The 24704-nt window shown below is 42.5% G+C and carries 21 protein-coding genes; 10 read left to right on the top strand and 11 right to left on the bottom strand.

All coding sequences use genetic code 11. The annotated features are described in order from the left end of the window. Nucleotides 1–64: 64 nt before the first annotated feature. The 8 genes from HRR27_RS03830 (at nucleotide 65) to HRR27_RS03795 (ending at nucleotide 10842) form a co-directional block, all read left to right on the top strand. The gene (locus tag HRR27_RS03830) at nucleotides 65–1273 is read left to right on the top strand and encodes a D-alanyl-D-alanine carboxypeptidase family protein (protein ID WP_243830879.1); all 1209 of its coding nucleotides are present in this window, start codon (nucleotides 65–67) and stop codon (nucleotides 1271–1273) included. An 85-nt stretch (nucleotides 1274–1358) separates the two neighbouring features. Next, nucleotides 1359–1643 (top strand): YbeD family protein, encoded by a 285-nt coding sequence (locus tag HRR27_RS03825; RefSeq protein WP_173271070.1) that lies wholly within the window; start codon nucleotides 1359–1361, stop codon nucleotides 1641–1643. 3 nt (nucleotides 1644–1646) lie between these two features. Beyond that, complete coding sequence (lipB, locus tag HRR27_RS03820; RefSeq protein WP_173274239.1) at nucleotides 1647–2297, top strand: lipoyl(octanoyl) transferase LipB; 651 nt, start codon at nucleotides 1647–1649, stop codon at nucleotides 2295–2297. Nucleotides 2298–2352: 55 nt separating this feature from the next. Next, a complete protein-coding gene (gene lipA, locus HRR27_RS03815) occupies nucleotides 2353–3393 on the top strand; it encodes a lipoyl synthase (RefSeq protein WP_173271068.1) in 1041 nt (346 codons plus the stop codon). Between the two features lie 42 nt (nucleotides 3394–3435). Beyond that, nucleotides 3436–5085: a hypothetical protein gene (locus tag HRR27_RS03810; RefSeq protein ID WP_173271066.1), complete on the top strand. Its 1650-nt coding sequence runs from the start codon at nucleotides 3436–3438 to the stop codon at nucleotides 5083–5085. A 17-nt stretch (nucleotides 5086–5102) separates the two neighbouring features. Continuing rightward, nucleotides 5103–5549, top strand: coding sequence for a very short patch repair endonuclease (locus tag HRR27_RS03805; RefSeq protein ID WP_173271064.1), 447 nt, complete (start codon nucleotides 5103–5105; stop codon nucleotides 5547–5549). A gap of 51 nt (nucleotides 5550–5600) precedes the next feature. Beyond that, on the top strand, nucleotides 5601–9026 hold the full coding sequence (locus HRR27_RS03800) for an ATP-binding protein (RefSeq protein ID WP_173271062.1): 3426 nt from the start codon (nucleotides 5601–5603) through the stop codon (nucleotides 9024–9026). Continuing rightward, nucleotides 9007–10842: a response regulator receiver domain gene (locus HRR27_RS03795; protein WP_173271061.1), complete on the top strand. Its 1836-nt coding sequence runs from the start codon at nucleotides 9007–9009 to the stop codon at nucleotides 10840–10842. The genes HRR27_RS03800 and HRR27_RS03795 overlap by 20 nt, the downstream gene beginning before the upstream one ends. Before the next feature lie 32 nt (nucleotides 10843–10874). Here HRR27_RS03795 and HRR27_RS03790 read toward each other — a convergent pair whose 3' ends face one another. From HRR27_RS03790 to HRR27_RS03770, 5 genes are read right to left on the bottom strand one after another with little or no spacing between them, the layout of a single operon-like run. Next, nucleotides 10875–12050 carry a DNA cytosine methyltransferase gene (locus tag HRR27_RS03790; protein WP_173271059.1) on the bottom strand — a complete coding sequence of 392 codons (1176 nt, stop codon included), beginning with the start codon at nucleotides 12048–12050 and terminating at the stop codon, nucleotides 10875–10877. Continuing rightward, nucleotides 12051–13109 (bottom strand): TniQ family protein, encoded by a 1059-nt coding sequence (locus tag HRR27_RS03785; protein ID WP_173271057.1) that lies wholly within the window; start codon nucleotides 13107–13109, stop codon nucleotides 12051–12053. It abuts the gene before it with no gap. A gap of 2 nt (nucleotides 13110–13111) precedes the next feature. Then, nucleotides 13112–14014 carry a TniB family NTP-binding protein gene (locus HRR27_RS03780; protein WP_173271055.1) on the bottom strand — a complete coding sequence of 301 codons (903 nt, stop codon included), beginning with the start codon at nucleotides 14012–14014 and terminating at the stop codon, nucleotides 13112–13114. Continuing rightward, nucleotides 14011–15891 carry a Mu transposase C-terminal domain-containing protein gene (locus HRR27_RS03775; protein WP_173271053.1) on the bottom strand — a complete coding sequence of 627 codons (1881 nt, stop codon included), beginning with the start codon at nucleotides 15889–15891 and terminating at the stop codon, nucleotides 14011–14013. Before HRR27_RS03775 ends, HRR27_RS03780 begins: the two co-directional genes overlap by 4 nt. 9 nt (nucleotides 15892–15900) lie before the next feature. After that, a complete protein-coding gene (locus HRR27_RS03770) occupies nucleotides 15901–16554 on the bottom strand; it encodes a TnsA endonuclease N-terminal domain-containing protein (protein ID WP_173271051.1) in 654 nt (217 codons plus the stop codon). 176 nt (nucleotides 16555–16730) lie between these two features. Between HRR27_RS03770 and hslO the strand changes: the two genes are divergently transcribed. Then, on the top strand, nucleotides 16731–17588 hold the full coding sequence (gene hslO, locus HRR27_RS03765; protein WP_173271049.1) for an Hsp33 family molecular chaperone HslO: 858 nt from the start codon (nucleotides 16731–16733) through the stop codon (nucleotides 17586–17588). Between the two features lie 24 nt (nucleotides 17589–17612). Here the strand turns inward: hslO and yaaA are convergent, their stop codons facing one another. The 6 genes from yaaA to HRR27_RS03735 form a co-directional block, all read right to left on the bottom strand. Then, a complete protein-coding gene (gene yaaA / locus HRR27_RS03760; protein ID WP_173271047.1) occupies nucleotides 17613–18386 on the bottom strand; it encodes a peroxide stress protein YaaA in 774 nt (257 codons plus the stop codon). Between the two features lie 67 nt (nucleotides 18387–18453). Then, entirely contained in the window at nucleotides 18454–18714 is a 261-nt protein-coding gene (gene minE, locus HRR27_RS03755) for a cell division topological specificity factor MinE (protein WP_173271045.1), read from the bottom strand. A 5-nt stretch (nucleotides 18715–18719) separates the two neighbouring features. After that, on the bottom strand, nucleotides 18720–19529 hold the full coding sequence (gene minD, locus HRR27_RS03750; protein ID WP_173271043.1) for a septum site-determining protein MinD: 810 nt from the start codon (nucleotides 19527–19529) through the stop codon (nucleotides 18720–18722). A 41-nt stretch (nucleotides 19530–19570) separates the two neighbouring features. After that, nucleotides 19571–20323, bottom strand: coding sequence for a septum site-determining protein MinC (minC, locus tag HRR27_RS03745; RefSeq protein ID WP_173271041.1), 753 nt, complete (start codon nucleotides 20321–20323; stop codon nucleotides 19571–19573). Between the two features lie 169 nt (nucleotides 20324–20492). Beyond that, nucleotides 20493–21203 (bottom strand): N-acetylmuramate alpha-1-phosphate uridylyltransferase MurU, encoded by a 711-nt coding sequence (murU, locus tag HRR27_RS03740; RefSeq protein WP_173271039.1) that lies wholly within the window; start codon nucleotides 21201–21203, stop codon nucleotides 20493–20495. Continuing rightward, a complete protein-coding gene (locus tag HRR27_RS03735; RefSeq protein WP_173271037.1) occupies nucleotides 21200–22273 on the bottom strand; it encodes an aminoglycoside phosphotransferase family protein in 1074 nt (357 codons plus the stop codon). Before HRR27_RS03735 ends, murU begins: the two co-directional genes overlap by 4 nt. A gap of 140 nt (nucleotides 22274–22413) precedes the next feature. Here HRR27_RS03735 and HRR27_RS03730 point away from each other — a divergent pair, with 140 nt between their 5' ends. Further along, the gene (locus HRR27_RS03730) at nucleotides 22414–24696 is read left to right on the top strand and encodes an LPS-assembly protein LptD (protein WP_173271035.1); all 2283 of its coding nucleotides are present in this window, start codon (nucleotides 22414–22416) and stop codon (nucleotides 24694–24696) included. Nucleotides 24697–24704 lie beyond the last annotated feature (8 nt).

Here is a 24704-nt window from a genome sequence, read left to right as displayed (position 1 = left end):
AATTGCGGCGTTATTTACGTGTCGGTTGTTCGTTAATCGAGAATTGGAAAAAAGTCTAATTACTATGTATTACACACCTGCCTTAAGTCACACAATCCGTCTGTTCATTCTCAGCTGCATGCTTATATTCAGTGCGGTGAGCAGTGCCAACCCAACCGCCATTGCGGCTATTCAAACACCGCACGTCGTTCCATCACCGCCGGAAATTGCTGGTAACGCCTATCTATTGATTGATTTTGACAGTGGTCGCATTTTGGCTGAAAAAGACGCTGATAAACGTGTTGAACCTGCCAGCTTAACCAAAATTATGACCGGCTATGTGGTGATTAATGAATTAAACAACGGCAATATGAGCATGGATGACATGGTCACCATCTCACAAAAAGCCTGGAAAATGCCGGGCTCAAAAATGTTTATCGAAGTCGGCAAGCAAGTTGCTGTGCGTGATTTAATTAAAGGCATGGTCATTCAATCTGGTAACGACGCCTCAGTCGCACTGGCTGAACACATCGCCGGCAGCGAAGAAGTGTTTGCACAATTAATGAATAAATACGCCAAATCGCTTGGCATGACCAATACACATTACGTCAACGCCACCGGTCTACCGCACGAAGAGCACTACACCAGCGCGCACGATTTAGTGTTATTGACCAAAGCACTTATCAAAAACTTCCCAGAAGAGTATTCATGGTATTCCGAGAAAAAATTCACGTTCAACGGCATCACTCAATACAACCGCAATAAACTGTTATGGCAAGATGAGACGGTCGACGGCTTAAAAACTGGCCACACCGAAAGCGCTGGATACTGTTTAGTTTCGTCTGCAAAACGTGATGATATGCGTCTTATTTCGGTGGTTCTTGGCACCAATAGCGCCAATACTCGCGTACAAGAAACTCAAAAATTGCTTAACTACGGCTTCCGCTTCTTTGAAACCCATAAAATGTACAACGCATTTCAGCGCCTGAAAGACGTGACCGTGTGGGAAGGTAACCGCGATCTAATCGGACTGGGACTGGCTGAAGATCTTTATGTAACCGTACCTCGCGGCCAATATAACAATCTTAAATTAGACACCTTAGTCGCAAACGCCATTAAAGCGCCCATTGGCGAAGGCAGCGAAATCGGTCAGTTAAAAGTAACGCTTGGCGACAAGGAAGTTGCCTCACGCCCACTGATCGCATTAGATTCAGTGCAAGAAGGTTCTTTCTTCAAAAAACTGATTGACCAAGTAAAAATGACTTTCCAGTCACTCTGGGACAAGAGCGCTTAAAACAAGCCATTCTCCCTCAAACTTGATTTTCTAATAACAGCCGTAGTTGACTTTGAGCCGCTGCGGCTTTTTGGATTTTATGACAATGACAACAGATTTACACACTCCCGATAGCGAAACTTTAATTGAATTTCCATGCGACTACCGCCTTAAAGCGATGGGCGAAAATAACGATGCGTTCATCGAACTGGTCTACCAGATTACCTGTAAGTATGCGCCGAACACACCGCGCGATAACATCAAGGTCAGCAACTCAAAAGGCAAACGCTTTATCTCAGTAAACATCACTTTTTACGCGACCTGCATAGAACAAATTCATGGCATTTATGGCGAATTAAAGCAGTATCCAGAAGTAAAAATGACGCTGTAAATGATGCCTATCCGCGTTAAATACTTAGGACTACAAGACTATCAAAACACTTGGCAAGCGATGCAAGCGTTCACCAATCAGCGCAGCACCAGCACAGCGGATGAATTGTGGGTAGTCGAACACCCACCGGTTTACACCCAAGGATTAAATGGCAAAGCGGAACACCTGCTGCGTCCCGACCCAAGAATACCGATCGTCCAAAGCGATCGCGGCGGACAAATTACCTATCATGCACCTGGACAATTAATCGTCTATGTCTTAATCGATTTGAAACGCCGAAAACTCGGAGTGCGTGCGTTGGTATCCATTCTGGAGAACAGCATTATCGCCCTTTTGGCAGACTATGGCATTCAGGCCTACGCACGTGTCGATGCGCCTGGAGTCTATGTCGATGGTCAAAAAATCGCCTCACTCGGCCTCAAAATCCGCAAACAAAAAAGCTATCATGGCCTCGCGTTGAATGTCGCAATGGATTTAACCCCGTTTCAGGCCATTAACCCATGCGGATTAGCGCAAATGCAAATGACTCAACTCAGCGCATTACTACCAAAACCGCGCTTACCTGGGCTAGACACGCTTGGCAGAGAGCTGTGCCAACACTTAGAGCAACAAATCGAACAATCCTCTACTATCGAATTAAGCGCCGATTTTTGAAAATTCTGCGAATGAATTATAATAGGCGCCTTTTAAGCGAATACGAGTACTAACTATGTCACAACCCCCGCAGCGACAAGAGATTCAACTGGAGCAAATTGGCAACCTCAGTAATCTCAAAGAGCGTAATGCAGCCATGCCAAAGGGTCAGTACAAAACCAAATCGCTGAAATTACGCCCAGATCCAGAAGCGCCAAAATTGAAAAAACCGCGCTGGATTAAAGCACAACTCCCAAAAGCAAAAGACATTCACCGCATTCGGGAACTCAAAAACATCATGCGCGAACAAGGCCTACACAGCGTCTGTGAAGAAGCCTCTTGCCCCAATCTTGCGGAATGTTTCGGTCACGGCACCGCTACGTTTATGATTATGGGCGATATTTGCACGCGTAAATGCCCATTTTGCGATGTTACGCACGGTCGACCAAAACCGTTAAATCAAGAAGAACCGGCGCATCTGGCACGCACCGTAAAAGCGATGGGCTTGAAATACATTGTCATAACCTCCGTTGACCGCGATGACTTACGTGATGGTGGCGCCCAACATTTTAACGACTGTGTCGCCGCCATTCGTAGCGCATCACCGCAAACCAAAATTGAAACGCTTGTACCGGATTTTCGTGGTCGCTTGACGGTCGCTCTGGAAACATTGAACCAGCAACCACCAGATGTGCTGAACCATAATTTGGAAACCATCCCACGCCTCTACGAAGAGGCGCGTCCTGGTGCCGATTATCAATCCTCTTTGGATCTACTCAAACGCTTTAAAGCACTGCACCCCGAAGTTAAAACTAAATCTGGGTTAATGGTCGGTTTAGGGGAAACCATGGATGAACTGCTGCAAGTGATGCATGATTTACGTGCCCACGATGTGCAAATGCTCACCGTTGGCCAGTATTTACAGCCAAGCAGCTTTCACTTAGCCGTGAAAAAATACTGGAGCCCTGAAGAGTTCAAAAAAATAGAAGACGCCGGTTATCAAATGGGCTTTGAAAACGTCGCCGCTGGCCCAATGGTTCGCAGTTCGTACCACGCCGATTTACAAGCCAAAAGCAGTGACAAACAAGATGTGAGTTTCAACATTAATTTGGACTGAACAACATTATTTTGGATTCTACAAAATTAATTTGTACTGAGAATGGCCGAAATCTTTCAAAACACACCGCCTATAAAAGAGTTTCCCAATGGAAACTGGACAATCATCTGGCACGGACGGATCACCAGAAATCCTCAAGTACCGTCCGAGCCACTAATTGAAGTAGGCATTCGCTCTAAGCATGGTGATCGAACAATCGAAATCGGAGTCGGCCAACTTCCACTTCTAAAAATCGGTTCTAATTGGAGAGATAAACGGCTCACTATTTACGAACCTGACCAAATTGAAAATTTCATCTTACCCAAGATCAATATCACTCCGGATTGCATTCGTATCATCGAAGCATGGGATAAAATCGAAGCCGGAAAATATGCCATACCACCTACCATTCGAGATATTCCTAAAGAATTTGCCTCATCGAGTTGCCTTGCAATTGAATATAACCAAGACCCTTACGGAATTATCATCCCAGCCTCCGAAGTTGCCCGCTTTTATTATTGCCATTCTACTGACCTAGCCCATAGTGCATTTTGGGGAGAATACAGTTATGACCTTAACGATATTGTTAATTATGAAAAATGCGGTTTTGATTCAGAATTAGACAGAGCTATTGTTCATTTAAGGCAGCGATTTTCCGATATTGACGCTTGGACAATAGGCAGAATCCTTTTCGACGAAAACGCTAAGCATGGCGTTCAAGAAATTCATAAAAGCTTACTCAGAAACTTAGACTCGAATAAATCCGGCTTCTTCGAATGCGCTATTCCTTTTATTGGCACAACTCGCTGGAAGGCAAAAGGCTTACAAATTGGAACTAAAGAACGCCCACGATACCTAATACTTCAATTACTGAAGTGCTCACATCCATTCCCTTTCTCTCAGCTTCAAGTCGACCGAGATAATAATTCGACAAAGGCCGATTCCGAAACAGATATGGAGCAGGAAGAAAAGAAAACCTACGACCGAAACCTAAACAGAAACGATGAAAAGGAAATTGATGGTCAAGAGCTGAATAGTGAAAAGGAAACGCACAAAAACCTTCCAATTCAAAATATTCTCATCCAATCGGCTCAATTCGATTTTTTAGAAAATAAAGAAATCATCAAACCGGAGAGCAAAGAATACAACCGCTATAAATCCCCTCCAAACAAACCTAAAGCGCCGGAAGCCGACGGTCTAGGAACTGGTCAAGGCAACTACGGCAAAGACTCGACCAACCAACAGGCTAAAATCAATCGAAGCAAAGGCGTCGGCGCAGACTTGGAAATGCTTCAGGAAGCGGTAAAACAACTTGCCAGTGATGGCATGAAGATAAAAATTAGAAGAATTGACGTTGTCCCTCTGTCTGAAGCCAGTACAAGAAGGCAATGGGCTTATTTGGAATCCGCTAGCAAAACCCGAAGAAGCTATATTGCCGTCGATATTAAGCACAATGGTAATCACTACTGTTGGATTGATATCCAACAACGTCGAAAAAACGAATGCACCGTTGGATTAATCAAAAGCAAAAAAATAATCGGCGACCAAACTCTCGATACAATTATGAAGAACTTAACCCGCTACAAAGGTGTGTGGGATGGAACCAAAGGCTCTGTCGTTTCTGGACTGTCTTTAGATTTTGAAAGAGTTCTTCACACATGGAATTCTATCGACAAACTAGAATCAGTCATCATTCAAAAAATTTCTGTTTAATTGTAAGGTTTCACTTCATGACAGACACCGTCGATCAAAGAACAAGAAGTAAGATGATGTCTAAGGTTAGAAACAAAAACACTTCCATCGAGTTAGTGGTAAGAAAAGCGCTTTTCGTAAGAGGTTTCAGGTACAAAATTAACGACAGGACACTCCCCGCAACACCTGATATAGTTCTACCAAAATACAAAGCGGTAATTTTTGTTCACGGCTGTTTTTGGCATGGACATAACTGCCCGCACGGTAAGCTACCAAAATCAAACCAAGAGTTTTGGTCAAACAAAATAAAATTAAATAAATCTCGTGATCGAAAAAATATCGATAGACTAATCAATCAAGGTTGGCGAGTTGCCACAGTCTGGGAATGCTCATTACGAGGTAAAACACCTAAAGAAGTCACGTTAGTAATTAAAACTCTTAAAACCTGGTTAACCAGCGATTCGCAATATATAAAAATCCCTTGAAACGAGACAGTTTCTATTAGAAAATAACAATATTATAGATTGAGTCCAATAATGTTAAATCCAAACCACCTTATACTTTCACAGTATCGACACAATTCCGAATACGATGACTTAGTAGGGTTTTTGTACCATTTCCCAGAAAAATATAAAAATCAAATCACAGAAAATAGTGAATTTATTTATTACGAGCCGGCGAAAGCCGGAACTGGTACCTACTTTGGATATGGAAAAATTGGCTCAATCGGCGTTCGTAAAGATGGTCAATTTTTTGCACAAATAACTGAATATCGGACATTTCCGAAAGAAGTACCTTTACGTAAGGAAGATGAATCTCTATGGGAAAGCTCCTCTACCTACAACCCTCAAAATGCTGTTAGATACACCACAAAAGAAATTCAACAACAAATTTGCAATTATGCGGGGTTAAAAGTCCAACCGAAAGCGGCTTCATTTAAAACTAGAGCTAGAACAGTTGATATGCTGGGTCGCCAACAAATAGCCAGCATACCTACAGCAATTAACGAACTTTTTAAAAATGCTCATGATGCTTATGCAGACAATGTAATTGTCGATTACTACACATCAGATAAACTGTTTGTTCTTCGTGACGATGGCTTGGGCATGACACTCGAAGATTTAACCAACAGATGGTTAACTCTCGGCACTGATAGTAAAGTCGAAAACAGTAAAAACCTCAGACCACCTCAAATTGATCCTACCAAAGAAAAAAGACCTTCTATGGGGGAAAAAGGTATTGGTCGATTAGCGGTCTCAATTATAGGACCACAAGTTTTACTTTTAAGCCGGTCTAAACGATTTAACGAAAATAACGAACCTATTTTAGGTGATGTTATTGCAACATTTATTAACTGGGGGTTATTCGAGATTCCTGGAATCAATATTGAGCAAATCACCATTCCAATTAGAACATTCATCAATGGTAATTTACCTGATGAAATCGATGTATCGGAAATGGTTAAGGAAGTGAAAGCTAACCTTGAAACTCTGCGTCAGCTAACTCCTACAGATCTCTATGAAAGAATTTCTAATGAATTAAACAGCTTTAAATTCAATCCAAAATCGGAAGAAGTATACCTTCAGAACTCAGACATACAAAAAATGAAGGAACAGGGAGAGCATAACCCTCTTATCTTATCCGAATATGCAGGAACTCATTTCTACATATCCCCTTCCGACGAAAGTATCCTTGAGGACTTAACAACTGACTCCGTTGAACCCTCTAAACTAGAAAAATATCTCCTTGGTTTCACCAACACCATGCTACCGGAGCATAAAGCTCCTCATATCAAAGCGAGTTTCAGACAACATAATAAAACCGACGATTTATCAATAGATATCATCAAAGAATCGGATTTCTTTACACCGGAAGACTTTTCCAAATCTGACCATCATTTTTACGGTAATTTTGATGAATACGGTCAATTTCACGGCTTTGTGTCTATCTATGGTACAGAACCTATTGAATACCATCTTCCATGGCCTGGAAACTATGGAAAAAAGACTGATTGTGGAATGTTTCAGATCAATTTCGCATCAATACAAGGGAATTTATCGGAAAGCTCTCTTCCTCCTTTAGTCCAAAAAGAAATGTATACAAAAACAGAAAAACACGGTGGATTGTATATTTATAAAGATGGAATTAGAGTTCTACCGTATGGAGACGCTGATTTTGACTTTTTGGAAGTCGAGAAACGTAGAGGTAAAAATGCAGGAGCCGCTTATTTTAGTTATCGCAGAATGTTTGGTGCCATAGAAATAAATCAAACGGATAATTCGGATTTAAAAGAAAAAGCCGGGCGTGAAGGATTCCAAGAAAATAAAGCTTATCGACAATTTAAAGACATTCTCAAAAATTTCCTAAAACAAGTTGCCGCAGACTTTACTCAAGAAAAAGGAATCTATTCAGAAGTATTTATAAATGAAAAAAATGCATACAAAGCACAAGACGAATTAAGAAAAAAACGTGAAAAGAAAAAGTCTGAAAAACGATCTAAATTCCTTCTCGAGTTTAAGGCTGCTTTAAATAATTTGCAGTCTCTGGAGCACTTAGACAAAGTTGAAAGCATAAAAAACCAATTAAAACATCAAATAAATCATATTTTGGTTTTTGACGATGCCGAAAAAATTGCTTCCAAGATAATAGAATTAGAAAGTAATGTACTAACAGATTTATCTGTATTAGAAAAAAAATACAGTATATCCAGGCCTCAAGGCATAGTAATCAAAACCAAGACCGACAATGATCTTTGGATTACTTACCAAGCTGAATTAAATAATGCATTAGAAACAGTATTCGAACCTACAAAAGAGTTCATTGAAAAAACAATCTCCGATGCAATTCAAGACGCTAGAGTTGAAGTAGATAGACGACGTCGAATAGAAAGCTCTTTAAAATTTCATATTTCAGAAACTAAAAAAGTCGCTAATAGCGAAAGCAAGCAAGTACTTAAACAAAACGAAAGTGTCGATGCAGAGGTTAAAAAAGTAGCTCGAGAAAGTATTCGTAGAATTGAAGAAACGATTAGAAGCGTAACTGAAGACTTTAACAAAACCGATTTTTCAAATATGACTGAAACCGAAATAGCCGAATTAAGGCTTAGGTATGAAGATCAAATTGATACTGTCGCTGCGAAAGAGAAAAAAACATTACAAACTATTCAGACGCTGCTTGAAAGTGTTTCGTGGGACTTTGATGACCAAGGGAATATTGCAACTGACTTAGACATATATGAAGCAAATGAACGTGCCTTGAATGAAGCCAACGAACAAATTAAGTCAGACATGCAGTTGGCGCAAATAGGTACAGCAATCAACATCATTAATCATGAATTTGACAGCAGCATCAGAACGGTTAGAAGAAATCTTAGCCGACTAAAAGCATGGGCTGATGTCAATGAAAACCTTCATGAAATTTACCATGATGTTAGAGCAAGCTTTGAACACATAGACGGTTATTTAACTCTATTCTCTCCTCTTAATAGAAGACTGTATAGAACTCAAATCAGTGTATACGGACAAGAAATCTATGATTTCTTGCATGACCTTTTCAAAGTAAGGCTTGAACGCCATGACATTTCATTAACGGCAACCGAGAGCTTTAAAGAGCATTTTGAACAAGGATACCCTTCTACCTTTTATCCAAGCTTTGTCAATTTGTTAGACAATGCAATTTATTGGCTTGGCAAGCTAAGAGTTACTGACAAAACTATTACTCTTGATGTCAAAAATAACTCTTTCGCTATTTCTGACAACGGCCCAGGAATAAGGGATGAAATCAAAGACAAAATATTTGATTTAGGCTTTAGTACCAAAGACAACGGCAGAGGAATGGGCTTATACATAGCTCGACAGTCTCTAAATGAACTAGGTTATGACTTAATTGTCGATTCAAACAACACAGGTACTACCTTTAAAATTATTAAACACGAAGAAGTGAATGATGATGACTCCCTTTGAAACTACATCTAGAGAAATAGCTCTTAACTTTTTACAAACTGTATTAATTATCGATGATGAAATCGAAGAGTCACCACATGAAACAAAATTAGCACCACCACCTCAACCGGAAGAAATTAAAGCTCCAATAGGAAGAGGATTACCAGCATCTTCTCAAAAAGCAAAGATAAATGCGCAAGACAAAAAACCTGAAGAATCTAAAGATGATAGTAGTGAGATAGCTCATACAATCTCGCCAAAAATTTCAGCTCTTTTTGCCAACGAAGGTATTTTATGCTCGATGCTAAAACCGGAGAAAAGTGACCAATACTTCGAAAAACGCACTCAAAAAGCTTTAAGAAAAGCCGATATCACAATCTTAGACTGGAAAATGGCTAAGGAAGGTGCAAACAATGATGCAAGAGTAAAAAGTATTATCGAGTCAATTGTAGGAAATGAAGAAAGTCATAAACAAAAAGCTCTTAGATTTATCGTTATCTACTCCGGAGAACACAAGCTTCTTGATGAGCATATTCATTCAACGAAAACCTGGGTTGATGACTTAACGAGTGAAGTGGGAAAAATTGAAGGTGAACACGATCACCAATTAAGTTATAACCACCTTAAGTTTTGCTTTTACGCTAAACCTAATGAACACAACACCGAAATTAGCCATATCCATCGTAAAGAGGATGAACTGGTTAATTCAGTGATTAATGATTTTGCGAAAACGATACAAGGAATCACGCCTAATCTAACGTTACATTCCATTACTAGTATCAGGGAAAATACTCATCGATTACTACAAAAATTCTCACACGAAATTGATGGTGGTTATCTAGCTCATAGAATCATGCTCCCTAACCCTGAAGAAGCTGAAGAGCAATTTATCGACTTATTTGCTCACGAATTAAAATCAATTTTAGATGATTCCAAAATTGAGTTGTCCGATGAGGCAATTAAAAACTGGGCCCAACACAGATTGGATCATTTGGATGAAGCAAAACAATTACAACTATACAGAGACACTTTCTTTAGTAACTTTTCATACACCAACTCCGACAGTGCAATATCTACGTTAAGTCCCTGTCTTACAAAGCCAGAAATAGAGGGAATTAGTAAAGTTGAAGATAAAAAATTGCTCTTCACAACTGACGGTAAAGTTGAAGAATTAATAGAAACAAAAAAAGCTGATTTAAAGAAAAAATATATTGATCATGTTATCCCTAGCTTGCCGAATAATCTCTTCAAACTCAAAATAGCTAAATGTCTGAAGGTACATATAGATAAAACGAATCCATCTTATCTAACAAACCTTTTACCATGTGAAACAACTGATTCTAATGATCAATTTGGTCTATTAACTACAACAAGAACTTTTTATTCTTCACCAACTCCAACCCTCAATCTTGGATCAATAATCAAACACAATGAGCAGTATTATTTATGCATTTCCCCTCGGTGCGATACCGCTCGTGTAAAAGCTGGAGAAGGAAAGGAAACGGCGTTCCAGTTACTGCCATTAAAGCCTTCAGAAAAAGATGTCTATGATGTAATTGTTAAACAACCTGAAGCTGAGATTATCAAATTAAAAATTATTTATACACCAACAAAGCTTAAAAGCATCATCTTTCCACAAACTCAAGCAGATAACAACAAACCTATTAGAGCCAATCAAGATGAAAAATTTATAGATATTAATAAGATGGAATATCAATGGATAGGAGAACTAAAAGCAGATAAAGCGCAACAAGTTCTGAATCAGTTTGCTGCACAGCTATCAAGAGTCGGAATTAATGAATCTGAGGTTTTACGTCGAGCTTATCAAGCACGCTAAATATCAGAGCAAACCAAAAACAAAGAATAATTTCAATTCAATACATTCATTATTGAGGTAATGAGTACCAAACCCAACTCAACAGGAACGGCATTTCCAACTTGTTTCGCTTGCGAAGTGCTCGTACCAGTAAAAATAAAATCGTCGGGAAAAGTTTGAATACGAGCTGCATGCCTGAGAGTAATTCCATGATTTTTCCAAGGATGCACAAAACGACCTTTTGAAGGATTGTGGCAACCAGTAGTAATTGTATTTGCTGGTAAATGGATAAACATTCGCCCGTAGACATCTTTATGACCTCCATAACCGTTAGAGTGACACGGCAATCTAAACTCTTCGCCGGCGTCTTCTCTACTCCCGTTCAAAGGAGTTGCTTGATACTTATTTTCTGACTCCGTTGTTGGAACCATATGAAAATTGCATGGATCATCCTCTCCAATCGGGCAACCAAACTCCAAAGAATCAAGCAAGTTTCTAGCTTGATGTTCATTCAAGCTTGTTTTTCGCAAAAAATAATCAGATATATATTTTTCTTTTAGTTCCTCCGAAATTGGTTCGAAAACAGTAGATACTGTTTTCCATGCTGGCAAACCACCATCAACAACTTCAACAGAATTCGGAGAAAAATGAGTTTTCTTAGGAGGAAATGCAAAACCTTCAATATTCACATCTTCCCTAACCCCAAGGATAAATGCTCTTTTTCTATTTTGCGGTACGCCATAATCCTTGGCATTAATCACATCACAAAATTTGATTTTATAGCCATTATCACTTGCCAGTTTTTTAAATTTTTCTAAGTAATCTGCATGTCTCGCCCAAAACAAACCTGAAACATTCTCTACAAGAAATGCTTGAGGTCGAAACTCTTCTACAAAATCGAAATACCTTAAAAGCAGTTGATTTCGAGGATCATTTACACCCGAATTCTTTATGCGATGTGAAGAAAATCCTTGGCATGGCGGACCACCTAGTATGAGTTGAATTTCACCTCGCTCCAACGCTAATTCTTCCCGAAGATCAGCAGGATTTACTTTTAAGATATCGCCTTCAATAAACTTGGTATTAACATTTAATCGTTCAATCAGGTTTTCTCGGTATGTATTTGAGGCTTGTGAATCCAGCTCTATCGCAGCCAACACATCTATACCAGCCTGGTAAGCAGCTAAACTAAAACCACCTGCACCTGCAAATAAATCAATAGCTGCCATTTATTTTTTTTCCGATGTATTTGTATTCATAAGAAGGGTTTTCAACATCTCACGTCTTTTATAATTAATATTCATATTTCCCACTTCCCTCAAATACCAATCAGGCATACCATCAAAATCTTTTAGCAAATGGTTATAACGGACAGCTCCATCGAGCCACGCCCCTTTCAGGTTATTAGGCCATTCCGATAATAGCCACCAAGCACACTGGATGATTCCAAATCGGCGAATTATATCATTTGCTTCAAAGTGTCTTAAACCGAAATTAGGTCGTTCCAAAACCATCCTGAATTTTGATTCCATAAAATCAAATAACTTTTCAGATACAACCTTTGAGCACAGTAACTTAACGAATTGATGTAAAACCGCCAATTGTTCTGACTGGTATCTGGTTAGCTTATTTTCTTGGATTCCTGAGAGTAGCTGACCCCATCTTGCTGAGGTATCGTTATTCCAAAAAATTGCTTTTTCAGGCTTTGAATCAGCCAAATCAAACCCGCAATTGAAGCAGGTAGATAAAGGTTTATCACAAGCAGTTTCTTCATTGCCTTTGCCGAGTTCAATCCGCTGAAACACAACCGGTTCACCGCAGCATGGACACCGATCATGCATCATTACATTATGCTTAGGGCAAAACGTGTGAAATGCGATGCGCCATTGCGTTCTAAAATAAGGTTCATTACCTTCTTTCAAACATTCAGGACAGAACTGTAAGCCGTGAGATTTACGAGTACGGTGGTAAATTCTTAGCGGAGTAATCCACTTTTCAACACCAGATAACGCAGTATGATCGAACAAAATACCTTCGTATCGTTTAAGCGTTGTTTGGCGTACTCTTTCAATCGGCGTTGCCGTTTTTTCGCAAAGCTTAGTAAGCAACCAATCAGGCGCCAAACGGTCAATGTCGCGATTCCATATCTGGTGTTTCTGACCGAATTCGTGATGACAAAAAGATTGAACCTTCTCTCCGTTAGCGTGAGCGATTCGAACAAGCCATGACGACAATAGTTCATCCTGATAAGGATGGGGATGAACCGGCCATAGCTTACCCGTAAACATCTTCAGATACCCAAAATCTTATCCATTTGCGCTCTTCTATCCGACGGCGCAACCCAATCCATACTATTGAGCAATTTCAACGTAATTTGCTCATCGCCATTTTTAATTGCCTCTATGGCCGACTTGGATAGTAATTTCGCAAGCTCGCCAATATAGCCATCCGTCATCGAATGCAATTTTCCGGCAATATCATCTTCATACAGATACGATGGTTTCTTCAGCGGCAATAAAGCTTCGAAACTTGCCAGCAACCTTTCGTAGTCCTCATCACCTAAACGCCATCTCGGGAGCGGAGCTAATTCAAAACGATTGGCTAGCTGAGGATCTGTTTGAATCGCGTTAAAGGCCTCTCGAATACCAAGGGCAACAATCGGTACTTTTAACTTATTACCGAGTGTTTTAAGTACATTAAGAAAAGATCGTTGCTGATGGGTACTGCCGGCAAGAATATGCTGAACTTCGTCAAGCACCAACATTTTGACCCCAATCCTTTGACAGACCTTAACCACTTGAGAAAGCTTCTTTCCGGCGCTATCGCGTTCTTTAAATTTTTCGTATAACTTGCCGAGAATTTCATCGTACAAACGACCTTCCTCCGGTTTCGGAGGGCAATCAATATACAAAATTGGAACGATCACGTTTTCACCTTCCGGATTATCTTCCGGCGGATGCATACTGCAAAAACGCTTTACCAACATTGTTTTCCCATTATTGGTATCGCCGATAATCAGAAGATTCGGCATACGATCGGAAACCGGATAATGATAAAGCTCATCCATCTTTGCCAGTAACTGTTTAGCTCTTGGATAGCCAACCCAACGTGAGGAACGGATCACTTGCATTCGTTCCTCATTAGACAAGTTCAGAAGTTCACGAGTTTTGGAAGTTAGATGCTCTAAAGTCATAACATTTCATCCAAGTCATCAAAAGGTCTAATCGTTTTTTTAGGTTTAACGACCTCTTTCACCTTTTCATATTCTCCCTCAATCACAACCGGTTTCTTTATATCAGGCTGTATCGGCTGCATTGAAATATGTTTCTTGCGAGCTTGAGAGCGTCTTGCCGATTTTGTTTTCATAGCCGCTGTTTCTTCGATTTCCCGTAACCGAGTCAACATTTCAAATAACTGATGCTCGTCGTGTTTACCTTGATTCTGTTCTTTAAGTCGTTTTTGAGCGGCTTTTAGTTCCCAAATACTTACTGCTGGATAAGCGGTATTGCGATAAGGAATTGAGTAATATTCTTCGGTTAATTCGTCGTAAAACCAAATATGGCTAATATCACGAGGATCACGTCGGACAATAAATTTACGCTTAGCTCTTGGATTGTCCGGATCGACAGAGTTAACCCAGACGCGCAATACATCGGCAAAATAGACCACTTCATCAATCACGACCCCTGTGCGCTGAACCGTTCTTTGAAAATACGGCAGGAAATCTAATCGTAATCTACGCTCGTCCAATATTTTAGGCGGCAGACCTTTACCTGGATTTTCATCATCACCCAGCAAGCCTTCCTTGTATTTAAATAAGGGAGACATTCCTAGCGCAGAATGAACGCGATTATGGTAAACCCCGACAATATAGACTGTGAGCCACTCTTCAAGGTCGGACAAGGTAAGAACGGCATTACCCTCGCTATCGTAATCGCCTTTCTCTTTTACGCCCGAAAACGTAGCCCCCGAAACACCTTTTAACTCTTCGCCAAGCGTCCCCAAATAACGCTCAATATGAGCTCCGTAATTCGGGCGCGCTACCGGTCGCCAATCGACATTAATGCCATATTGGTCGCAAGCCCGCTGGATCATTTTCCCTCTAAATTCAGTTGCATTGTCCATATGCAAACCATCGGGGATCCCCCAACAAGGCCAATCACCGTTAATATTGTATTTAGCGAGCCAATTCTCTTTAGGTAAGATCGCATGAGAAATCGCCAAACCGGTAATCAATCCGGAAGGCGCATCAAAACCGACACGAAATCCCAGAACCATTCTGGAAAAGACATCGAAAACCACGGTAATCCATGGTCGACCAACCGGTTTACGCCAATGATCATCGCAAAGCTGAATATCCAATTCCGTATGATCCACTTGAACATAGGCTAAAGGCCAATCGGCTCCGGGAAATTTCCCTCTGATTGCAGAGTATTTTTCGGCCGCTTTTTTCTGCCCTTCGCGAGCCGCCATCATCTCTTTAGGATTTTTCTTAGTTATCCAATTTCTAATCGTATTGCAGTGCGGAGGCTTGAGATCTTTCAAGCGACATAACCTCTCAACTTCACGACAAACCTTAGCAACCGACTTTTTCTGCTGAGTTTTGTATTCAGTTTGGATAGCCGTTTCGACAATTTCTTTAATCTCCGGCGCTAATCGAGGTTCGCCTTTATCGGTTCGACCTTCTCTAAGTAAATCAGTCACTTTACCGGTTTCTTGAAAACGTTTTATCCAGCCGTATAGAGTATTTGTCGATATCCCGAATTCTTTGGCTCTAGCTTCCACCATTTCACGAGTTCTTCCTGCAACCAGTAATGGCTGAACAATATCAAACCTTTCCATGGCTTGGTTCCAAGAATTATCGGAAATTCTTTGCAAATCATCTGTCTTTTTCGGTTCTTCAAATTTAGATACTGAAACATCAGAGATGGAAACCTCTTTAATAACGCCTGTTTCAGCATGAATGAGAATTACCGTATTTAAACTATTCACTTGGCGGATAAAATAGCGTTCGTTTTGATAAACCACGCTCTCGCCGACTTCAAGTTTAAGCAAACCGTTATCACCCATATCCAAACCCTAAGCTTTCCAATGAATCGGCGTGTTCATATTCAACGGACTGTTCTCCAAATCGCATATTATTTGGCGAGTGCCAATCAAATACCACAGAGTCGGTAACAAGGCAGCCTTATCCCAATCACTTTGCACTAATTCACTCAATAATTGAGCCGGCGTTGAATTTTTCAGTTCGCGGAGTTTATTATCGAGCAGATCCATGTCACCTTCTCTATCCGCACCGCGCCGAATAAATGGCTGAAGAAATTTCGCGTTTTTCTGCAATACTGTACGAATCTCGATTTCGCTCATAATCTTAAACTTCCAATCTTGCTGCTTGGCATAGTGCAAACCCGCTTTCAGCTTTGGCTTTAGCTCATCCCAATCTTTCTTCAAGTCGGAACGATACTTCACTTCGACCAAAACGGTTTCAACTCCATATTCGGTTTTACGCTTAAAAATGACGTCAGGAAAATAGCGGTGGCGCTTACCGTTTTGATCCGTCCACTCTATCTTTACAGGCTGAACTTCAAACTCCAGCACATGGGAATCGAATTCAAGAAGTGTGATAAAATCGCGCTCCAGAGTGGATTCAAACATAGCCGAATCAATTGACTTGCTGGAAGCGTAAATTCCGGTGACATTACGATAGCTTTTCGGGATACGTCTGACAGGCATATTATGTAATCCAGTACAGTTTAATTTTGTATAAAAGTTACCTTGCTAATTCGATTGTAGTTCAGTACAAAATTATTTTGTAGAAAAAGACAGAAAAGAGCACTTCCAGTACAAATTAATTATGGAAGTCATACAAGACATTCAGTTTAACACGCTATAAATTTTAGGAATTGAAGATGGCACAAGATTTAATCCAACGCTTTTTGTTTAAAGAACACCGTGTTCGCGGCCAGTTCATTCAACTGAATACCGCTTGGCAAAAGATGACCGCGCAGCGCCACTATCCAGCGGTTATCAGCAAACTGCTCGGTGAATTAACTGCCGTCAGCGTCATTTTAGCCAGCGGCTTAAAACATCAAGGCAAAATTACCTTGCAAATTCAAGGTTCTGGGCCGGTAAACTTATTGGTAGTCGAAGTCACTCACGATTTTAAACTACGCGGACTTGCCAAAACCTCACAAGCGATTGAAGAGCAAGAAAGCATGGATGAACTGCTTGGTGATGGGCAAATTTTGGTCACCCTAGAAAATACCCAAACCCAGCACCACTTCCAAAGCTATGTGCCGCGTGAAGGCGCGACAGTCGCCGAGTGTTTCGAAACTTTCTTCCAACAATCCGAGCAACTACCATCTAAAATTTGGCTTTCTGCCAATGAGACACAGCTGGGCGGCTTATTACTGCAGAAAATGCCCGATACTGACGAGCAAGATGCCGATGCTTGGGAGCGGATTAGCCATTTAGCCAACACTGTGAAAGACGAAGAACTGCTGAACTTACCGTGTGAAGAAGTCTTACACCGCCTGTTCCATGAAGAAACGCTTGAACTGTTTGGCGGCAAAGCCGTGCAGTATGAATGTCCTCAAGACAAAGAGCGCGTCGACGCCATGCTACGTGGTTTGGGCGAAGCAGAAGTACGCAGTATCTTGGCAGACGAAGGTGAAGTGGTGATTCATAACGAAATCTGTAACTATCACCTACGTTACGATGAAGACGCCATCAACAGCCTGTTTGCCAGCAGCGATACCGTACAATAAATTTGCACGTGAAACCGCTGAGGCTTACCCGTCTTGGCGACGCGTAAAGACCCAATCGGTATCTGAAGACAGTTGCGGCGCAAAGGCATAGCCTTGGTAGTCGAACTGTTTCAGCTCTTCAGCACTTTCCACCTTGTGATCAGCGGCATAACGCGCCATCAGGCCACGCGCTTTTTTGGCGTGAAAGCTAATTATTTTGTATTGCTCGCCTTTCCAATCTTTGAAAATCGGCGTGATAATGCGCGCCTTTAACGCTTTCTTGTCGACCGCTTTAAAATACTCATTCGAGGCCAAATTGACCAGCGTTTGACTGCCTTGCGCGGCCAAATCGACATTTAACGCCTCACTCAATTTACGCCCCCAAAAAGCATACAGATCCTTGCCTTGTGAGTTCACAAATTTGGTCCCCATCTCCAGCCGATAAGGCAACATCATATCGCACGGTTTAAGCAATCCATAGAGCCCAGAAAGAATACGCAAATGGGTTTGCAAATAGTCAATCGAGATTTGATCGAGACTGTAGGCATCCAACCCCTGATAAACATCGCCTTTAAATAACCATGCCGCCTGTTTAGCGTTAGACGCAAATGGATAATGCCAATCCTGAAAACGCTGATAATTCAGTTCGCTGAGCTTTTCACTGATGCCCATTAACTGACCAATATCCACCGGCCCAAGGGCTTTGAGTTGCGAAAGCAAAGTTTGCGCTTCGTCAGCAAAGGCAAACTCACTGGCACAGGAAGTTTGTACTGGCGTACTTTCATCTAACGATTTGGCGGGCGAGACAAGCATTAACATGACTTACTCCTTATCAAATTGTCTAAAAAAAAGCCCAGCAATGCTGGGCTGCTTAGCGATTAAGCGCTTATTTTTTTTCGTCTGGCAGTACCAAATTCAATTCCAGAATCTCAAAGCCATTCTCTTCATCAATGCTAATTTTTAACTGCTCTTGATCGATTTCGACATATTTTGCGATAACCTGCAAAATTTCGTCACGCATCTTCGGCAAATAATCCGGGGCATTATTTTCCGCACGTTCGTGCGCCAACAAAATTTGCAATCGGTCTTTCGCCGTATTAGCGGACTTGTTTTTACGCTGTCCAAGTAGATAATCTAATAAAGCCATAACGATTATTTCCCGAATATTTTCTTAAATAAACTTTTCTTCTCTTCTTCCAAGAAGCGGTGATTCACTTCGCCACCAAGAAAACGCTCAACAATGTCCATATAGGCTTGCGCGGCATCGCTCTGCTTGGCCAACACCACCGGCTCACCGGAGTTAGACGCGTTCAAAACATCCTGAGACTCTGGAACAACCCCTAATAATTTAATGCTTAAAAGATCGACAACATCATCTTTAGACAGCATCTCACCGGCATTCACACGGGCTGGGTTATAACGCGTCAAGACCAAATGCTCTACCACAGAACCACCCTCTTCGGCTTTGCGAGACTTCGCTTGCAAGATACCTAGAATACGATCGGAATCACGCACTGATGAGACTTCTGGGTTGGTAACAACAATCGCTTCATCTGCAAAATACAGAGCCAATTGCGCGCCTTTTTCAATCCCTGCCGGTGAGTCACAAATAATAAAATCAAAACCATCGGCTTTCAAATCATTAATAACGCGCTCCACACCTTCTAACGTCAGTGCATCTTTATCTCGTGTTTGCGAAGCCGCCAGAATGTACAAACCTTCGACTCGCTTATCTTTAATCAACGCTTGCTTTAGAGAGGCTTCTCCCTGCACCACATTAACAAAATCATAAACTACGCGGCGTTCAACCCCCATAATCAAATCCAGATTACGCAGACCTACGTCAAAATCGATAACGGCAACTTTCTTGCCTTTTTGTGCTAAAGCGGTTGAGATACTTGCACTGGTAGTCGTTTTACCGACCCCGCCTTTACCGGAAGTGACCACGATGACCTTTGACACTGTTTATTCTCCTAATCTCTGAAATCGCAAAGTTTGTCTGTTTACACAGAACGCATTATTAGCTGTTCGTCTTGAAGCCGAATTTCGACCAGACCGTTATTTTTATATTGTCCTTTGATGTCGTCAGCCAGCTGGTAAATGCCAGCGACGCAGACCAATTCAGGATCCATTTCTTTGACGAAAATTTTCGCCTCAATTGAACCACTGGCACCAGCAATCGCTTTGCCTTGCAGCTTACCAAACACGGTAATATTACCGTCCGCAATCACCTCAGAACCTGGATTCACCGAACCAAGCACAATCAAATCACGGTCTTTAGCAAAAATCTGTTGCCCAGAACGAATCGAGCGTTCAATGATTAAAGCGGTTTTTAATCCCACCTCATCCACGACCACTGGGGCATAATTTGGCTCCGCTTCTTGTGCTGGCTTATTTTCTTGAATCGCGGCGCGCGGGGCGGCATTTTCCGTTGCATTTGTTGGGCGGCGTGTATCTTCCGGAAAAATGGCTAAACCAGCATAAGCGGCTTGCGCTTGCACCATCGCATCTTGACTGCGTAAACCGATCGGTATCATCTGTAATTGATGTAAGTACTCCACCAACAAAGCCAAATAGGTTGGGTCATTCAATTCAATTTTCGGTTCGATGATAATTGGAATACCAACAAAGAAACTCGGCGCTTGCTCAATTTTTGCCGCAAGGCTCGCTTTGGTCTGATGAATGTCTGCGGAGTACAGCTGCAAAACGGTTAAAGAGAGGACAGAACCTTTTAATTCGATGGTTTTTTCTGGCATGCGTAGGCTATTTAATTATCTGCTTAAGTTTAAGAATGCACTGATTTTAGAGTCTCTTAGGCTGCATAGCAATAATAACCACGCACTGAGCGCATTTTTTCTTAGTACAGCTCGATTTAACGAAATTTATCGCGACTTGCTAAGCAACTATTCATCGATAATCGCTTGCTTAATCCGCCTTACAATCTGGACATAGTTGCGCTTGTGCCTCTTTTAAGCGCTCTAAAGTGCCAATATCCGACCAAAATCCAGTATAAAGCGCACCACTAATTCGTTGTTGCTCACGCATGGCGCTGCGTAAGACCGGCGCCAATGCAATAAAATCCACCTCCATCTGCGCAAACAGTTGCGGTTTAAGGACACTGATTCCTGCAAACGTCAGTTCGCCACGCTCTTGGACTCGCCCATCCTGCAAGCCAAAATCCCCCTGTGGATTAAATTCTGGGCTGGGTACCAACATCAAATGTCCCAACAGTTCCTCACTACGCAACCCATTGGCACGAGCCACCAATTGACTGAAATCCAAATCACAATATACATCGCCATTAATCAGCAAAAACGGCTCCGATCCCAATTTTGGCAACGCATTGATAATGCCTCCGGCCGTTTCTAAACCACCTTCCGGCTCCGGTGAATAAGTGATCCGCAAACCAAATTTTGCCCCATCACCCAACGTTTGTTCCAACTGCTCGCCCAACCAAGCATGGTTTATAACGACGTCCCGAACTCCCGCTTTAGCGAGCTTTTGCAAATGATAAACAATCAAGGGCGTTTGACACAAAGGCACCAAGGGTTTTGGCAACGTATCCGTCAACGGACGCAACCGCTTGCCACGACCGGCTGCGAGAATCATCGCTTTGGGGATAAAAACCTGGCTCATGGCTGGCTCGCTGCTGGCAAAGCGTGCAAACGCACCAACCAGTCCTTTTCTATCCAATCCAATAGCGGTTTCATTTGCGGGTATTTAGCCCCGACTTGGACAATGTAATTCAAGGTCTGCGGTATATCATTCAGATAACCGTCTTTACCATCGCGGTGCGATAAGCGCGCAAAGATGCCGGAGGCTTTGAGATGACGCTGAATCCCCATTAAGTCAAAGGCTTTGACAAAATCCGACCACTGTGACGTATCAACCACCTGCGCGGCACAAAGTTGCAAGAAATACGCACGCAGCCACTCTTGCACCTGTTCCGGTGGCCAAGCAATATAACAGTCGCGCAATAACGACACAGCATCGTAAGTCAGGCCGCCACGCACCGCGTCTTGAAAATCGATAACTCCCGGATTCAAACCCGGGGCCAACATCAAATTACGGCTGTGATAATCACGATGCACAAAAGTTTGCGGCTGCGCCAACGCCGATTCAATCAAAACTTGTTTGATTTCTGTCCACTGCCCTTTTTGCAATTTATTCAGACCAATTTGCAGGTGTTTCTCCCCCAACCAGTCGCTGAATAAATCCATTTCGCGATGCAAGAGTGCAGCATCGTAAGCAGGCAACTGCTGAGACGCTGGGCCACCAGCACGCTGCAATTTAACCAATGCGCTCAGCGCGCCGCCATAGAGACTCTCCGCGCGGCTCTCCTGTTGCGGAATGAGCTGGCTCAGATAGGTCTCTGTGCCTAGGTCACTGAGTAGCAGAAAGCCCTGTGACAAATCTTGGGCTAGGATCTTAGGGACGTTTAAACCCAATTCGGCCAAGGTGCATGCCACGCCAATAAAGGGCCGGCAATCTTCGTGTTGCGGCGGCGCATCCATAATAATCAAGCTGTCATTGTGATACCCCAGTGCATCACTTGACTGCTCAATAAACGGCCGCGCCAAACGAATTCGAAAATAACGGCGAAAACTGGCATCACTGGATGCCGCCACCGGTTGACTGTATTCGTGTCCGGCTAAAAACGGGAGCCGCTCAAGCCAAGCGCAAATCTGTTGAAATCTTTCGTCCATTCGCTGTTAATCCAGTTAAAATATGCGATCAAGAATAATTAATGATTGTCCGCGTAATGTCAAATCCCGACTCCGTTTTCGGCACAACAAATTCTCCATCCGGCGCATTTTGTTTAAACTCTTTGCGTTTGGCGCGCTCTGTGCGCAAAAATTACCGTTTAAGACAGGCGCTTTATTACGCGGTAACCTGCCTCGGCACCAACTCCGTCCTAGCGGCGGCACCGAATCCAACCGAAATGACGTTTACCCAAACCTGCTTGCCGGATGAAATCGCAACAAGACCGGATGGTTTGTTTGAACCGAGCGATGCGCAATTAAGCACCGATTTACAAAATGCCCCGCTCAAGATAAGCGCCGATCGCTTAAGCCAAACCCGCACCCAAGAAATTTCATTACAAGGCGCAGTGCAATTACAACATCCGCAAGTCACTATCCGCGCGGAACAGTTGGAGATTAATCCACAGACACGGCAAGCACACTTAAAACATGGTGTGCGTCTATGGCAACAAAATCTCACATTGCTCACCGAAGACATACAAATTAATCCGCCATTATTGAGTGTTGCCGCAAATCAGTATCAAATTTTTCCAAGTCTTGCCTATGGCCAATCGCAGAGCATTCGCTTAAATCAAAGCACGCAAAGCGTCGAGTTGTACGATGCGAGCCTAACCACCTGTAAAACCAAGTCTGACGGCACTAAAGACTGGGATTTACAAGCTCGGAAATTGCAAATTAACCAGCAAAAACAGCGCGTTATTGCCAAAGATATGACGTTACGCTTCAAGAACGTGCCGATTTTTTACAGCCCCTATCTGGACTATCCACTCAACGATCGTGCCAGCGGTTTATTATTCCCAGAGATCGGTTCTTACAAAGCGTTAAATAACAACAAACGTACCGAATATGTAGCCTTGCCTTACTATTTCGCCTTAGCAGACAATTACGATGCCACCTTGACCTTTATTCCAATGAGCGAAAACGGCTTGGCGCTGGATAATGAGTTTCGTTATTGGGGCGCGATTGGCAATAGCGAACAACGCTTAAAACTGGATGCCAGCTTATACCGCAGTGACGAATCCATCAGCGACGAAGACAATCCGCGTTGGCGCATCGGCTTACAAAATGCGATTCGCTGGAACCCGAACCTCACCGCCAATATAGATTGGCAGCAAACCTCTGATGCGAATGTGTTTAACGACGCACCGATTGCACGCGAGTTAACCAACGCCACCAAAGCCACGCAGATGGCGCGGATTGACTACCATCAGCAAGGACTGCATGGCTATTTACTCTACAGCGGCTATCAACCGCTGATTAACTTTGCCAACAACTACGAAAAGCGCCCGGAAGTCGGTGTACATTATCAGCAAGCGCTGCCAAATGAGCATTTATCCGGCAAACTAAACTGGTATTTTTCCAGCCAAGCGACCGATTTTCGCTTAAAAACCCGTGAGCTCAATCGCGCCGAAGGTTTACGCTGGCACAACCAAAGCGGCATCAAATATCAGCTGCGCCAGCCGTATGGCCAAGCCCAAGCGCAAATTAACGGTTACTACAGCGACTATCGACTGGAACAGAATCCGATTCACAACGAGCCGCGTTTGATTCCACAACTATCACTAAACGGTGGTTTAATTTTCGAGCGCGCACTCACTTTTAACCATCAAACATACCGTCAAACCCTGGAGCCGAGCGTACAGTATCTGTATACCGGTTACCAACGCCAAAACCAATTACCGCTGTTTGACAGCGCGTTACGCAGTTTGGATTTCAGTAATCTATTCTCGCTCAACGCTTATGTCGGCGCTGATCGCATTGCCGACAGCAACCAAGTCAGCGCGGCACTGACCAGTCGCTTTATTGACCAACAAGGTAAAAGCCGTCTCGAATTGGCACTGGGACAAGGTTACCGTCTTAGCGAGTCACAAGTATTGATTGAAGATGGCTTTGATGGCTCACAAGGTGCATCAGACATTTACAGCAAGGTACAATTCAATTTTGACAAATTACGCCTGTATTCCACGGTGGCTTACGCCCCTAAAGAGCAGACGGTTCGCGCTAGCGCCAGCCGGATACGCTGGCAACCAGACGAAAAGAACGCGCTTTTTGCCAGCCATATTAAGCAACGTCAAGAAGCTCTCTACGCCAGCGAAACCATTATGTTAGGCGGTTTGAGCCAATTAACACCGCAATGGCAATTCAGTCTGGTCGGCAACTACGACACCGACTTACAACAATGGGTCGAAACCCAAGTGGGGATCCGTTACGATAGTTGCTGTTGGTCGACGACAATGATTGCAGAACGCACACAATTGGAAAATGATTTGTATAATGACAGCATTCAAATTCAGTTCGAGCTCAAAGGGCTAAGTTCGCCCAACAAAGCTTTACAAAAACAGCTGAATAACCTCTTTAATTTTTAGTGATTGAA

Origin of the sequence: Thiosulfatimonas sediminis, assembly GCF_011398355.1 — a bacterium.
GTDB classification, from domain to species: domain Bacteria; phylum Pseudomonadota; class Gammaproteobacteria; order Thiomicrospirales; family Thiomicrospiraceae; genus Thiomicrorhabdus; species Thiomicrorhabdus sediminis_A.
The sequence above is the reverse complement of the archived record's forward strand: the minus strand, read 5'-3'. Positions and strand labels throughout refer to the sequence as shown.